Source organism: Rhodocytophaga rosea, from assembly GCF_010119975.1.
Taxonomy (GTDB): Bacteria; Bacteroidota; Bacteroidia; order Cytophagales; family 172606-1; genus Rhodocytophaga; species Rhodocytophaga rosea.
In genome coordinates, this window is record NZ_CP048222.1 from 433360 (window position 1) to 449075 (window position 15716).

Here is a 15716-nt window from a genome sequence, read left to right on the forward strand (position 1 = left end):
CAGACTTTCCTATAGAATTCATGTTTAATTTTTCATCATTTGCCCATGTTGAACAATAGCCTTTCTGAAGTAAAAGCCTGGGAAGAAGTAGTAATTATTCCTACCTATAAGATCGGTGAACCTGATAAAAACCCCATGTTCTTAGAGAAACGGGTATACCAGGGCAGCAGTGGCGTGGTTTATCCGCATCCGGTTATCGACAAAGTATACAACGAAAAAGAAGACAAACCATATAAAGCCCTGGTCCTCGAAAATGAGTACCTCAAAATCATGATCTTGCCCGAACTAGGGGGACGGATTCAGATGGCCTATGACAAAACCAACGATTACCACTTTGTATACTATAACCGGGTAATTAAACCTGCTCTGGTGGGACTGGCCGGCCCATGGATTTCGGGCGGTATTGAATTTAACTGGCCGCAACACCACCGTCCCAGCACCTTTGACCCGGTGGATTACAGTATCGAAGAAAATCCGGATGGCAGCAAAACGGTATGGGTGAGTGAAATTGAAAAGATGTTTGGTACCAAAGGTATGGCTGGCTTTACCTTGTACCGGGATAAAGCCTACCTGGAAATTACCGGCAAGCTCTATAACCGGACTTCCCTGCCACAAACATTCTTGTGGTGGGCCAACCCAGCAGTGCATGTAGATGAACATTACCAATCGGTATTTCCGCCGGATGTGCATGCGGTCTATGATCATGGGAAGCGGGATGTGTCTTCTTTCCCCATTGCCACAGGTACGTATTACAAGGTAGACTACTCTCCGGGAACGGATATTTCCCGCTACCAGAACATTCCGGTGCCTACCTCTTATATGGCTGTGAATTCAGCCTTTGATTTCGTGGGTGGCTATCACCACGGTAAAAAGGCAGGTTTGCTGCATGTGGCCAATCATCATATATCCCCAGGCAAAAAACAGTGGACCTGGGGCTGTGGAGAATTCGGGCAAGCCTGGGACCGCCAGCTTACGGATGAAGATGGGCCTTACTTTGAATTGATGGTGGGTGTTTTCACAGACAACCAACCGGATTTTAGCTGGATTATGCCCAATGAAGAACGGCAGTTTACACAGTATTTCATGCCCTACAAAAACATTGGGTATGTGAAAAATGCTACCACCGAAGCAGCCGTTAATCTTGAAATTGAGGATAATCAAGCCACCATACAAGTATATGTCACTTCTCCTCAAACAAATGTATCTGTGCTGCTACTGAATGCAGAAGAAGAGATATTGCAGGATACGGTTATTCTCTCCCCAACACAGACGTATAAAAAAAGTGCATCCATTCCTGAAGGAATAAATCCGGAGAAATTAAAAGTAGTAGTCAAAGACCAGAAAGGCCGGGAATTGGTTAGTTATACACCTGTCACCCGTAAAGAAGAAGCCATTCCTGACCCGGCTACACCCATCGGCGAACCGAAAGACATTGCTACAAATGATGCCTTGTACCTGGCAGGGTTGCACCTGGAACAATACCGCCATGCCACGTATTCGCCTGTTGCATACTATGAAGAAGCCCTCCGCAGGAACCCGGCTGATGTTCAGAATAACAATGCTTTAGGGCGTTGGTATCTGAGGCGGGGCCAGTTGGCCAAAGCTGAGCCTTTTTTCCGCAAAGCTGTCGAATCTATGGTACGGCATAATCCCAATCCGTATGATGGCGAACCTTTATACAACCTGGGATTGTCGCTGGTATATCAGGAAAAATGGGACGAAGCCTACGCATTTTTCTTCAAAGCTACCTGGAATGCTGCCTGGCAGGACAATGCCTATCTGCAACTAGCCCGGATCGACATGCGAAAAGGTAATTTCACCCAGGCCCTCCAATCGGCCACTCATTCAGTAATTCGCAATTACCATGGCTTCAAAGCCCGTCACCTGAAGACAGTTGCCTTACGGAAACTGGGACGTCTTGCAGAAGCGGAGGCTTTTGCACAAGAAACGCTTTCCATTGATTCATTTAATTTTGCCTCCAACAATGAATTATACCTGATTTTGCAAGCAAAGGGTGAAAATGAGGCGGCAGAACAAATCCTTCAGAAGCTTCTTCAGCAGATGCGGAATAATAGCCACAGTTACATCCAAGTTGCGCTTGATTATGCTCAGGCCGGTTTGTATGCCGAAGCTATTGAACTACTCAAGCGAATCTCCGCTATTGATACACATCCCCTGACGTTTTACTATCTAGCTTATTTCTACGATCAGTCCGGTCAATCACAAAAGGCACAAGAATCAGCTGCTGAAGGCTTTGCCTGTAGTCCTGATAGGGTATTTCCCAACCACCTGGATGATATTGCAGTATTGCACAAAGTAGCTGAGCTAAATCCGAAGGATTATAAAGTTTGGTATTACCTGGGCAATCTCTGGTACGATAAGCGGCAATACGAAGAAGCGATAGCAGCCTGGGAAAAGTCCAGAGAAATTTTTGATGCGTTTCCAACCGTGCACCGGAATCTGGGCATTGCTTACTTTAACCGCCTGGCACAAGAACAAAAAGCCCTGGAATCGTTCGAAAAAGCCTTTTTGCTGGACCGCAGCGACTCCCGTATTTTGTTTGAACTGGACCAATTATATAAACGGTTAAACCGCCCCATAGAAGAACGTCTTGCCTTCCTGAATAGGTACCCAGAACTCATATGTGACCGGGACGATCTTTTTATTGAGTACATAACGCTGCATAATCTGACAGGCAATCATGCAGAAGCCTCCAGGTTATTGGCTTCCCGAACTTTTCACCCATGGGAAGGCGGAGAAGGCAAGGTTTCCGGGCAGCACATTCAGACGCATGTGGAACTGGCCAAACAGGCGATGGCAGAAGAGCAATACGGGCAGGCAATCAACCTACTCCAGGTAGCAGAAGTTTATCCAATGAATCTAGGGGAAGGCAAGTTGTATGGAGCCCAGGAAAATGATATCCACTACTGGCTAGGCTGCACTTACGAAGGATTGGGTGACCGGGAAAAAGCTAACTCCTATTGGGAGAAAGCAGCCGTGGGCATTTCTGAACCAGCTCCTGCCATTTTCTACAACGACCAGCCACCTGACAAAATCTTTTACCAGGGACAAGCACTTTTAAAACTAGGCCACCGGGAAGAGGCTGAAAAACGTTTCCAGAACCTGATTGCCTATGGAGAGGCACATATGGATGACCAGGTAAAGATTGACTTTTTTGCCGTGTCATTGCCCGATTTGATGATATTCGACGATGACTTGACCAGGCGTAACCAGATTCATTGCCACTACCTGATTGGCCTTGGACAGTTGGGAGCAGGTCATTTTAGGGAAGCAAAAGTACACTTAGAACAAGTATTGGCTATGGATACAGCCCACCAGGGAGCACTGGTACACCGGCGCCTGCTACAAAATCTTGTAGACAAACAATATAGCATACGTTAATTATCTACACCTAAACCTGCTGGTTATTGCCCAAAGTAATGTACTCTCTTGGGAAGCTAGCCTATTATCCTTTTCTTCATGAAAAAAGTAAAAAATTACCGATTACACATCGCTCTATGGCTTTCTATTCTTTGTATTTCATCTTCTTTTTCTGCACATGCTCAGGGGAATGAAAAAATAGACCTTTCGGGAGAATGGGCTTTTGCCACAGATCCAAAGGATGAAGGTGTACAAGGTAAATGGTTTTCTAAAAAGCTGGAAGACAACATACAACTACCCGGTTCCATGACCTCCAATAGCAAAGGGGATGATATTACCGTAGAAACGCCCTGGACCGGTAGCATTTTTGATTCGGCTTATTTTAAAAACCCAGAATACGCAAAGTACCGGCAGCCAGGAAACGTTAAAGTGCCATTCTGGCTGCAACCCGTGAAGTATTATAAAGGACCAGCCTGGTACCAGAAGACTATCACCATTCCTGACACCTGGAAAGGAAAAGGCATAGAACTCTTCATTGAACGCAGCCATTGGGAAACTACCCTTTGGGTAGATAATACACCCATAGGCATGCTAAACAGTTTAGGCACACCGCATGTGTTTGACCTGACTAAATCATTAACTCCCGGAACACACCAACTCACCATTCGTATCGACAACCGGGTAAAAGAGTTTAATGTCGGACAAAACTCCCACAGCATATCCGATCATACGCAAAGTAACTGGAATGGAATGGTAGGGCAACTGTTCCTGGCTACCCGTCCAGTTGTTTCTATTCAGGAAGTGCAGGTATATCCGGATCTCCAGAACAAGCAAGTTACCGCCAAAATAACTGTTCGCCGCCCTGCTGGTAAACCCGGAAAAGTCAGTATTGAATTGCTCGCTACCTCCACTAACCCACAAGCCGAAAAATTAACGCCTCTGCGTAATGAAGTAAATTTAACCGGAGATAGTACGGTACTTGAATTGGTTTATCCCATGGGGACTGCACCCTTGCTTTGGGATGAATTTAAGCCCAATCTTTATTCATTACAGGTACGGCTTACGGCTGGAAAAGGGATTTCGGAAGAAAAAGAAATTTCCTTCGGAATGCGGGAGTTTAACACGAAAGGCACCCAGTTTACCATTAACGGCCGCCCTACTTTTTTGCGTGGAACATTAGAATGCGCCATTTTTCCCAAAACCGGGTATCCGCCTACAGATGTAGCTTCGTGGGCTCGCATATTTGAAGTATGTAAATCTTATGGATTGAATCACATGCGTTTTCACTCCTGGTGTCCGCCCAAAGCAGCTTTTGAAGCCGCCGACCATGCCGGATTCTATCTGCAACTGGAAAGTAGTTCCTGGGCAAACCAAGGCGCTACCATTGGCGATGGTGCTCCACTAGACCAGTACATTTACGCTGAAAGCGAACGCATGGTAAAAGCATATGGCAATCATCCGTCTTTTTGCATGCTGACCTATGGCAACGAACCAGCCGGTAAAAACCATGTAACATACCTGATTAATTTTGTGAAACACTGGCAGCAGAAAGACCCCCGCCGGCTCTATACTACAGGTGCCGGATGGCCGGTGGTTCCAGAAAGTGACTATAACAGCACACCAGATCCGCGGATTCAAGCCTGGGGAGCTGGACTAAAAAGCATCATTAACAGCAAGCCGCCGAGTAGTAATTACGACTGGACTGATACGATTGCCAAGTGGCAGCACCCCACGGTAAGCCACGAAATTGGTCAGTGGTGCGTCTATCCGGATTTCAAGGAAATAGCCAAGTATGATGGGGTACTCAAAGCCAGGAACTTTGAAATATTCCAGGAGAAATTGCAAAATCATGGCATGGCCAGCCTGGCAGATAGTTTTTTATTGGCTTCCGGTAAGTTACAGGCATTGTGTTATAAGGCAGATATTGAAGCAGCCTTGCGTACCCCAGGTTTTGGCGGATTCCAGTTACTAGATTTACATGATTTTCCAGGTCAGGGAACGGCACTGGTAGGTGTGCTCAATCCATTCTGGGAAGACAAAGGCTATATCACTGGCAAGGAATACAGCCAGTTCTGTAATACCACAGTTCCCCTTGCAAGGCTTCCTAAAATGATCTACCTGAATAATGAAGAATTACGTGTGCCAGTAGAAGTGGCTCATTTTGGCGAAAGTGAATTGAAAGAAGTAATTCCTACCTGGACTTTAACCGATGCCTCCGGAAAAATAGTGTTGAATGGGCAGCTTGCCAAGACTAATATTGCTTTAGGAAATGCTATTAAGTTAGGAGAGATCAGGCAGTCACTTTCATCCATCACTCAACCTGGTAAGCTGGTGCTAACCGTAGCTGTTGGCAACTATCAAAATACATGGGATCTTTTTGTATATCCATCCGCCTTACCAACCAGCAAAGACAATATTCTGGTGACGCAGCAACTGGATGAAAAAGCCTTGAAAATCCTCCGCAAAGGGGCAACGTATTACTTACCCTCAAAAAAGGCTCGGTCAAACCCGACAAAGGCGGAGAGGTAAAAATCGGATTCTCCAGCATTTTCTGGAATACAGCCTGGACTGGTGGGCAAGCCCCGACTACCCTGGGCATTCTCTGTGATCCCAAACATCCTGCCTTGCAAGCATTCCCAACAGAATATCATAGCAACTGGCAATGGTGGGATGCCATGAGCCATTCGAATGCCATTCGCCTGGATGCAGTAGCTCCGGATCTGAAACCCATTGTCCGAGTGATTGATGATTGGGTAACCGCCCAGCCGCTCGGACTGCTGTTTGAATGCCGGGTAGGGAAAGGAAAACTGCTCATTTCGGGGATTGACCTGCTGGATAACCAGGATAAACGGCCTGAAGCCCGGCAATTACTGCATAGTCTGCGAAGCTACATGGCAAGTGATACGTTTCATCCTGCTATACAAATAGAGGCAGAAAAGATAAAAGGATTAATAAATTAATTTCGAGTGAACATCATTAAAAAGCCTTGAACCGGTTGATTCAAGGCTTTTTCTTTATACGATTTTATCTGAAAAATGAATATATGTAAAGCATTCAGGCAAGTGGGTGTCGTATACGCCATGTCGGTTCCAGGCCCATGCCGGGTGTGGGTTTACTTCCTGTCCGCTGGGGGTGAGTTTCTGGAATCTACCCAGAAAAAGCCGCCAGGTATCCCCGTCTTCGGGTGGTAAAGACCGGCCGTTGGCCAATGATTTCATTCCTTGCCAGGGAAACGCCAGTTCTACAGTCCAGCCCTTGTCTATATCGGTATTTTCATTGATCGTTCCTTGCACTCTCACCGCAGATTGCAACCCAGGAAAATCCCAGTTAATAAAGGCCCAACGGGTTTTGCGGGGATGGCGGCCATGCCAGAAGGAATCAGCCATCCGGTCTTCGTTGCCGCCAAAGGATAAGGCTTTCTGGTCAATCAGGTCAAACTCCGGCACATCGAACTTTGAACCTCTTTTATAGGCATCCTGCCAGATAAAAAAAACTTCGTAGACGGTGCCCAAAGCATTGATCTCAAATTCATAATAGGCATCTCCACCATCTATAAACACTTCAATGTCATTCTCATTAAAGATCAGGGAATCACGCTCGGTGAGGTGTGCTTGTACAAATGGCTCTTCCACCCAGAAAGCGATATATAGGTTTTTATCATCCCATAACACCGCAGACCGGGTATCAAACATGCCGGGTTCCCCCGTAACCATATCTACAAACCTGGGTGATTTCTGAGCTCTTTGCCAGACAGGCTTTTCCAGGTCACCATTAATCTCAATCGGTTCAGAGGTTCTGCAACTGGTATAATGCGCTATATGTTCCTGGGAACAGCCGTATTTTTCTTTCATATATCAATTTGCTAGATAATCTCAAGAAAACAAAAATTTAAAAAGAAGAAGGTTTGCTAACGCATTTACGCTCTCCTATTATTTTTTCCTGGCATACATCTCTAATGCTTCCTGCAATCTATCCATTCCTATGCATTCAAAATAGGTTTCAAGAGCTGTATTGATCGCTTGTTTCTCATTTAGCCGCTCATAATACGCAATGGCTTTTAACTTGTACAGATTCTCTTTGTTGATAATAAATGTGGCACGTTGATAACTATCCGAATCTGGCTTCTTTGGTCTTCCTGCTGAAGGCTTGTTTTCCTTTTCCATAAGCTGATATTGTGAATTTACTACAGCGAAAATAGAAGTTAAAGCAGCAATAACAATTATATCAATGAATATAATATTATGCAGTAATTATTTATTACTGATATTACTTGTATTACTGAGCACCTATTGCTTATTTTACTTCTGTATTTATGATACAACATAAATAATCATTTGTGGTTTGTTGTCAAACCATATCTTTGTAAAATGAGCACCTATCAGTTTATCTATCTGCATCCACATAAACCTGATGATGATGAAAAATTGATTACCCTAAAAAACGAGTTTAATGAGTTAGCCAGTAGATATAATACCCAATGGCCATCACTTTCTGTAGAAGAAAAGGAAGAAATGATTGCTGCGCTTGCACTGTTGGAATGGGAGATACTTAACTATATGTCCCAAAACAGACCTCAATCCAAAGAGTAAATTTTCGATAAACTTTAGCTTTTATCCGCATAAAATAGCTGCGTAACCTCACACTTCCGGATTAACTCTACCGGACAAGTAGTTTACCATTAAATATCCCTTCATCCGTCTGAATTGAATATACATAGAGACCAGGCAAAAGTCCATTTAGTGGAATAGTTTCCCGGCTGGAAAGAAGATGAGTAGTAAGCTTTATTTTTCCATTCAGGTCAAACAGCCGGAATACCACCTCCTGACTGGCGAATTCCTTTGAAAATACCTGTAATTTCTCAGCATTTGAAACAGGATTAGGAAAAACCATCACCGGAGGATCAGCGACAAAGTAACTCCTCACTGTTTCAGAAATGATTTCTTTTCCAGTGGGAAAAAGTATCCGGATGCGGTAAGTATTTAATCCCTGAAGCGGATGGGTGTCCTGAATTCTGACCTGTTTACTTTCTGGTTGAATGGTATGAATCGTCTCGAATATGCCATTTTTTTGTCTTTCAACCAGAATGCGATCTATCCCATAGATGGTGCCTAATTCCGCCAGAAGATCGATTCCATTTTCACGCACAGTTTCCACACCAAAAGAAACAAGAAAACACGATGAACTGAGCGAGGCATAATCAAAAGTATGTGCCCGTAACCCATGGCCTCCTTCTTTTAACAAAGACTGAATGGCAAAAAGTGGTGAAGTTAATTGCGTTTTTTTCAGAACGATGGCTGTATCGGAAGTAACTACAATGGTTTTTAATGAATTCCCTTCAAAAACGGACAGCTCATATTCCTTCACATTTTCGGCAAATGGCCATTGCACCAGCAGGGAATCGCCGCAATTAAACCCAACTGTAATAGGTAATGGCCAGGAAATAGTAAAAGACAGGGTTGGAAATACTTCGTTGCCCACCACCATTCTTGCTTGTGCCCGTGTAGTGAGTTCCGGGGTTTTCCACATATAAGTTCCATTCTTTAAATTTACATGGTCATTGATACTTATCCAGGTAATTCCCTGATCCAGAGTATATTCCAGCTTTCCCAGGGTATCTGCTAACGTACTTTTCCAGGAGAAATAGGTATCGGATTCCCCATCGAAAGGCATATTATCACTGCCTGTGGGAAAAAGCCATTCAAACTGGTTGGTAGTATCCCACTGATAGGAGATATAAAATGACTGGGAACCTGCCGCCAGATCAAATCCTTTTACAGTGATGGTATAGGTACCTGCAACAGGCTTATCCAGCATGATTTGTTCAATGGTATTCAGATGGTCTGCGCCTCTGGTGGCTGCTTTGGTGAGTTTTGCAAAATCGGCTGAAGGATCTAATTTCCAGGGCAACCAGGTATTCCCTTCGGTGGTAAGTTGCATATCCAGGTCATTTACCAAAGCAAAGCCCGCATTAGGCAGGGCAGCCGGATCATTCCATACCAGGGTAACCTTTAGTTTTCTGGCTGTAGCAGGCACCTGCAGAGGAAAAGATTTAGTTTGCCCCTGACTGATACTTCCCGAAAAATACCGTTTTGCGGTCAGGTTCTGTAAAGTCCGGTACGCATCTACATTTCCAAACCCGGTTATATAGTCAATACCTACCGGACCAGCATCTTGTGCACTATTGATTAATAGTGACTTCAGTAACGCAGCAGGCGGTAAATTCCCTTGTTGTTGCTGGTATGCCTGCTGGAGCAAGGCTGCAATGCCAGATACAAGCGCAGCGGAATTCGATGTTCCGGCAGTACTATACGCTACTACTTCTGGTTTAATACGTCCATCATAGGCTGGTCCACGCGAAGAAAATGCCACAGGTTGACCTACAGCATCCACGGAGCCTACCGTCAGGATATTTTTAGACATTTTAAAATTTCCCGTAAGATTAGCCAGCCCTTCAATGCCCTGATAGGGACCGGTAGCCGAAGTAGCAGCTCCTTCATTTCCAGAGGAAAAAACATGGAGAAGGGTAGGATTCCGGTTTGCACTTTTATCAAAAGCCTCCGCCCGGGTGCCATAAAAATTTTCAATTTCAGTGCCATACGAATGATTCTGCACCCAGCTATTCAGCGTTGCATAATCCTCATCGGCATCAGGCAATAAATCTTCGAAATCTGAGGAAGTAACACTCGCTCCCCAGGCAACGCCCTTTCCGGTAATGAAAGAATTACCTGCACCAGCTGCAATAGTAGCCATATCTGTGGCATGCGTACTGGCCTCACCGGCACTGATAGAAGAAGGAATATGCCGTCCTTTTAAGTCAATATCTTCAGTATTATAGGGTTGTTCCTGAATAGAAATGGTTATGCCTTCTCCGGTTAAAGCCGGGAAAAAATGATGGATACGGTTCACTGTGTTGGGATTAAGATTCATATCCTTTACAGGACTTTCCACACGGGGATTGGTTGCTTCTTTTCCCACGTACAGCACCCCATTTACCGCAATAACTTTGTTAATTATCGTTTCAAGAGTGGTTGTTACTGTAAGTATATTATTTTTTGAGCTGAGTATAGAAAGCTGTGGAATAGCAGAAAGAATACCAGGCACTGAAGGGTCAGAAACGCTGATGGTAAAGGTTTGCCTGGTTGTTTGATCGCCATGCAGTAACAGTTCATCAGAAAGTTTCCATAAATGATTGACTGTCCATTTTTCTTCATATAAGGTCTGAGATAAGGCTGACTTGGTAGGTTTTACAATCAGGTAATGCTGGTCAATGGTTCTCAGAACAGTGATTCCATTTGTTATTAAGGATTCTTTTTTAACGCCTGGTTTTATCTTGATCAGAAATGGCTGTTGAGATGTTGGCTGAGTTCTGAGCCCCTGGTTTACGTCAGGCGATTTAATGATTTTGGCTAACACCGCATCCAGATTCCTTTGCTGGGCAAAATTAAGAGTAGGATAAGCCATGAGCAATACCCACAGTAAAAAGACCAGTTTTTTACCTGGAATTAATTTCTTTAAGTAATACAAGTGTATCATTGAAAAACGTAACAGTAAAACATGAAAAACCGACTACAAACAGAACTTGAATTGTAAAAGAGAATAGGCTGTTATGGCTATACAAAAGCCCAATAATAGAAAGCAGAATGGCAAGCAAAGTCTAAGGAAGCAAACGGTTTAGCGCAAAACCGAAAGCTATAAAATAGGATAAGTCAAATTCTTATTGCTCCTAAAATATATACTTTATGTTGATTTTATTTTAAAGTAAACTTTATAACCCAGGTTCTTTTCCACTTTGTAAATATTTTATTAAGAACCATTTATTTATTAAGAAATAAGCGGTTTATGCGCTGCTACATTACTTATGAAGCGCTCAAAAAATAAAGATGAAAACCAGTTCCCCGGTCTTCATCTTTATAAGCTTTATCAAACCATTAAGTTTTAGTATAACTCACGAAGTGATACCCGGTCGTAGTATCCGAACTCACCAGTCTCGGTAGAACTAAAGCATGAATTCATAACAGAGTTTACATCCCAGCCGGTAGGAGTTTCGGGTACATGGATGGCGCCCACACCTGCAGAGCCTTCATTAATAGCAGAACCGCCACAAGACAAAGAACGGTTAAAGAAATCTGAATGACGCATACCCACACAATGGCCGATTTCATGTGTAATTACGTGCTCAACTACATCCTGGCTATAGGCACTGGTTCCTGGGAAAATTTGTACCCATTTGTATGGATTACCTCCGGTAGGGAAACCAGCTACACCACCAGCACCAGAACCATTTTTATACACAACAATGTCATACCCGGTGGAATTAGCGCCAAAAGCCAGCGTGAAATATAAGCGGAAGGTAGCGCCATACAGGGCTCTGTAGTTATTTACTGCATCTGTTAAGGCAGCTCTCGTTTTTGTATCTAACGCGTTGGCTCCACTATTCCATCCCAGCACCCGAATGGTACGATATGCAGGATAAGAAGGCGTTGTAACTAGATTTGTGGTGTGATATTGTTCGTTTACTGCACCAATATGATGGATTTTGCTCCCGATCATAGCCTGCAGGTTTTCAGGAGTAATCACTATATCGTTCTCCAGCAAAAAGTTTTTCTTCCCTGCCTCCCCGGATAAAGGATTATCATCCCGGATGTAACGGATGTCACTTACATCAAATCCTAATTTAGTAAACTGCGCCTTTACTTCATCAGAAATAATATTTTGCGAAGTTTCAGCTGAAGATTTAATCTCCTTGCTGGGATTCACTTCGTTTTTGGAACAGGCTCCCAATGTGCACAAAAAGAGCCCGGCAGCCGCCGTAGCAGCAGAAAATTTGTTAAACGTGATCATAGATTTTTAATTTGTTAAATGGTAAAATGAATTTGTTAGTTGGTTGAAAAGAATTGAATGGAAGAATTAAATATAGACATGGATAGTACCTGTGCCTGAAGCAATAGCGAGTATTTTGGAATACCAGCCATTATAAGGCAAAGTCACACGCAGGTAGATCTAAAAATTAAGAGAACAAAATTATTTGGCAGTTACACTACCCAATAAAGTGCAGCGAAATAGGTTGTAAAAAGTGATCCGTTCTATCAACTAAACCAGAATCACAATTTATTATCGGATTCAAGGCTTAATGTAACAGATGTTTTGATGAAGGTGATATTAGGATAAATTTAGGTTAGGTATAAAGGCAAATAAAAAAAAACAGAAGATTGTATTTCTCAAATTTGATATAAAATGCTTAATGTGTAACGGTACAAAAAGTAAATTTTACTGAAGTATGAAAATGATTTAAATAGGTATCTGTTTACTTAAATCAGCAGGTATAGCTTTTTCAGTAAGCCAGTTCTAATGGCCTTTTTGAATAAATAGTATGAGAATTGTTTAACCTTTTTGTTGATGCTAAATTACAGCAGCGAATTAAGGTACGCAATACCCGAAAGTGGGTATTTTTTCATATATTTTAAAAATTCTGGAAGAATCTACGCAGTATCCAAAAAACTATCATACATGGCTTAATTTATCGCTTTAGATAATAAAAAACAGCCATTTTTGTAATTTCTTGGTCTTATTAGCCTTATATATTAGTCTGAACAAAGCCTGATTTATATAGTAGCGCACGATAATTACTCAACTTTTCTGTCTTTATTTCAGAAATGTATTATGCCATTTGATGTGTATAATAAGCAGGTAGCGAAAGTAGAAGCGGATTAAATCAATAAAAAGTTTATCAAGCAAATCATTGAAATCCTTATTAAGTAAACTATCTCTTATACCCCTGAAAGCTGTAATCAGGCTATAAAAAAACTATATTTTACTCTCTAGGAATTTCAATATAAAAAGTCGTACCCTTATTCTCCTTACTTTCAAACCATATTTTACCTTCATGCCATTCTACAATAGTTTTACTAATAGACATACCAAGGCCGACTGACGGTTCGCCTTTGATCCCTGGTCTTCTGGCTTTGGTGAATTTCTCAAATAAGTCTTCCTGCACATGTTCAGGAATACCAATACCATTATCCTGGATACTGGTAATAATGGTATTCTTCCTTTCTTCCAGACGGATCGAGATTATACCTCCATCATGGGTAAATTTAATTGCGTTGGAGATAAGGTTATTAATGACCTGCATAAATTTTACATGGTCTATTTCTACGTATATTTTTTCCTTTGAGGAATCAAAGTGAAAGGTTTTGGCAATACTTTGCTCAGAATACTTATACTGCTCAATGACTTCTTTAATTTTGGAGACCAGATCAACTCGTGTCTTAATCAGGTCTACATTGGCCGATTCTAAAAACTCCTGTTTGACAAAATCTCTAATGAGAATTATACCTCGTTTACTGGTTTCTTCAATGATCCGAAGAAGTTCAACATCTTCTTTTTTTTCTGCCCTGCGTTCTAATACGCCAACTAATCCTTGAATAGAACCAAGCGGTCCTGCTAAGTCATGGGATAATATTTCCAGGATTGAATTTTTCTTTGCAGCGTACTTCTTTAATGTATCACTATATTTTTTATATTCAGTAACTTCTGTTGCAAACCCGGTTATGGCACTGTTACCTGCTTTGGTTTTGATCAAAAATGCAGAAAGACGAATGGTTCCCTCTGAACCATCAGGATGGATAATACGGAACTCCGTGTTCTGCTTTGTGCCATCCATTAATTCTTTGTAAGCCAGGGTCAGAAAAGCGATATCATCTTTATGTATCCTATCCACCAATTTTTGTGGGTTAGCTGTTATGCTTTCCCTTGTCAGTTGCCAGACTACCTCAAAGGAAGGATTTAGATATAGAAATTGCTTTGTATTAGTATCGAAAACAAATATTACTTGATCGGCCTGCTGGGCCATTTCAACCAGAAATTCAGCATATTGAGCGTTGACAAAAGGAGCAAGATCTTCAGATGATTGTGACTTTGGCAGCTTCCTTTTCATATAAGGTTAACAATCTATTTAGGTGACAAAATAATAGCATCCATTAGATGAATATAGCATTTAATTTTTACTGTATACCAATTAAAAAATTGGGTTTGATTTGTTAGGCATGATTATTTTTTCTTTGATAGGGAACACTAGTATTTAGAAATATTACTTTTGTATATAATACCTCGATTAGTTTAGACCACTTTTCTTGTTTTCTTAGTTGAATTAAGCTGCCATTTTATAAAGATTAATGGGCTTGTTTCGGTCAATTCCCTGGTGTGGCCTTTGATTGTATTTCTCCATCCAGCCACTGATGCCCTGGTAGAGGGAGATGCCATCAGTGGCCGGGTTCAGGTAAATATGCTGGTATTTAATGGTCCGCCAAAACCTTTCTATAAATATATTATCCAGTGCCCTGCCTTTGCCATCCATACTGATACGGATAGATTCACTTTTTAAATATTCTACATACTCTTTACAGGTAAACTGGCTACCCTGGTCGCTGTTGACAATCCCGGGCTTACCATGCTCAGCTACCGCTGCTTTCAACACCTGCAAGCTAGCCTCAGCATCCAATGTATTAGACAAGCCCCAGCCCACAATATAGCGGCTATACACATCTATCACAGCCGTCAAATACATAAACCCTTTAGCCATCGCAACATAGGTAATATCTATAGCCCATACCTGGTTTGCCCGCTCTACTTTTAAGTTCCTGAGCAAATAAGGATAGATATACTTTTTGTCCCCTAACTGCGTCAGTTGCTTTCGGGGGTAGATAGGCCGGATGTTAGCCAGCCGCATCAATCTTCTTATCCGCTCGTAACCTGCTTTATAACCCTTTTCCTCCAGCATCGACTGCATTGTCAGCACTCCGGCCGTTGGTTCTTCTAATATATGGGCATCCATGAGCTGCATCATTCCTAAATTATCTGCATTCTCTTGTTTAGGCTCATAATAGAAAGAGGCCCGGCTGATAGAAAGTAAACGGCATTGCTGGCGAAGGCTAAGCTTTGCTTGAGGACTAACCAGTGATTTACGCTCCATTACAGTCCGGTCTTCTTCAAGCTTTTTTTTAAAAAGTCGCGTTCCATCTCCAGTTGCCCAATCTTAGCATAAAGCGCATCTAAGTTTACCTGCTCTTCTTTTTCTTTCCCTTCTGTGGAAGAGAATACCAGCTCCGAATTAGTTAAAAATTCCTGCTTCCACAGCGATATCTGGTTGGCGTGTACCTCAAAGCGGGCCGACAAAGCCGCTAATGTTTCCCGCTCTTTAAGCGCTTCCAATGCCACTTTCGCCTTGAAAGCAGCTGTAAATTTTCTCCTCGTTTTTTTCATCTTTTCCACGTTTAATTTGTATTGCTTTTCACTTTAACGCGTGGTCTGATTTTACCGAGGTATTATAGTATAAC

The 15716-nt window shown here is 42.4% G+C and carries 11 protein-coding genes; 4 read left to right on the forward strand and 7 right to left on the reverse strand.

Going from position 1 to position 15716, the window contains the following annotated elements; translation table 11 throughout:
- Positions 1–45: 45 nt before the first annotated feature.
- From GXP67_RS01925 to GXP67_RS36865, 3 genes are all read left to right on the forward strand, one after another.
- The gene (locus GXP67_RS01925) at positions 46–3402 is read left to right on the forward strand and encodes a DUF5107 domain-containing protein (protein WP_162441600.1); all 3357 of its coding nucleotides are present in this window, start codon (positions 46–48) and stop codon (positions 3400–3402) included.
- A 78-nt stretch (positions 3403–3480) separates the two neighbouring features.
- Entirely contained in the window at positions 3481–5910 is a 2430-nt protein-coding gene (locus tag GXP67_RS01930; RefSeq protein WP_197901628.1) for a DUF8488 domain-containing protein, read from the forward strand.
- Positions 5911–6005: 95 nt separating this feature from the next.
- Positions 6006–6341 (forward strand): DUF8487 domain-containing protein, encoded by a 336-nt coding sequence (locus tag GXP67_RS36865; protein WP_197901629.1) that lies wholly within the window; start codon positions 6006–6008, stop codon positions 6339–6341.
- 54 nt (positions 6342–6395) lie between these two features.
- On the opposite strand, the gene GXP67_RS01935 is transcribed toward GXP67_RS36865, so the two are convergent.
- Together GXP67_RS01935 and GXP67_RS01940 are read right to left on the reverse strand one after the other, a co-directional pair.
- On the reverse strand, positions 6396–7232 hold the full coding sequence (locus GXP67_RS01935) for a carbohydrate-binding family 9-like protein (protein ID WP_162441601.1): 837 nt from the start codon (positions 7230–7232) through the stop codon (positions 6396–6398).
- A 78-nt stretch (positions 7233–7310) separates the two neighbouring features.
- Entirely contained in the window at positions 7311–7544 is a 234-nt protein-coding gene (locus GXP67_RS01940; RefSeq protein ID WP_162441602.1) for a hypothetical protein, read from the reverse strand.
- Between the two features lie 204 nt (positions 7545–7748).
- On the opposite strand from GXP67_RS01940, the gene GXP67_RS01945 reads away from it, so the two are divergent.
- A complete protein-coding gene (locus GXP67_RS01945) occupies positions 7749–7970 on the forward strand; it encodes a hypothetical protein (RefSeq protein ID WP_162441603.1) in 222 nt (73 codons plus the stop codon).
- A gap of 67 nt (positions 7971–8037) precedes the next feature.
- Here GXP67_RS01945 and GXP67_RS01950 read toward each other — a convergent pair whose 3' ends face one another.
- From GXP67_RS01950 to GXP67_RS01970, 5 genes are all read right to left on the reverse strand, one after another.
- The gene (locus tag GXP67_RS01950) at positions 8038–10905 is read right to left on the reverse strand and encodes a S8 family peptidase (RefSeq protein WP_162441604.1); all 2868 of its coding nucleotides are present in this window, start codon (positions 10903–10905) and stop codon (positions 8038–8040) included.
- Positions 10906–11316: 411 nt separating this feature from the next.
- The gene (locus GXP67_RS01955; protein WP_162441605.1) at positions 11317–12222 is read right to left on the reverse strand and encodes a M57 family metalloprotease; all 906 of its coding nucleotides are present in this window, start codon (positions 12220–12222) and stop codon (positions 11317–11319) included.
- Between the two features lie 970 nt (positions 12223–13192).
- The gene (locus GXP67_RS01960) at positions 13193–14317 is read right to left on the reverse strand and encodes a PAS domain-containing sensor histidine kinase (protein WP_162441606.1); all 1125 of its coding nucleotides are present in this window, start codon (positions 14315–14317) and stop codon (positions 13193–13195) included.
- Positions 14318–14530: 213 nt separating this feature from the next.
- The gene (locus GXP67_RS01965) at positions 14531–15352 is read right to left on the reverse strand and encodes an IS3 family transposase (RefSeq protein WP_162441441.1); all 822 of its coding nucleotides are present in this window, start codon (positions 15350–15352) and stop codon (positions 14531–14533) included.
- Positions 15352–15642, reverse strand: coding sequence for a transposase (locus tag GXP67_RS01970; RefSeq protein ID WP_162441440.1), 291 nt, complete (start codon positions 15640–15642; stop codon positions 15352–15354). The genes GXP67_RS01965 and GXP67_RS01970 overlap by 1 nt, the downstream gene beginning before the upstream one ends.
- Between the last annotated feature and the right edge of the window lie 74 nt (positions 15643–15716).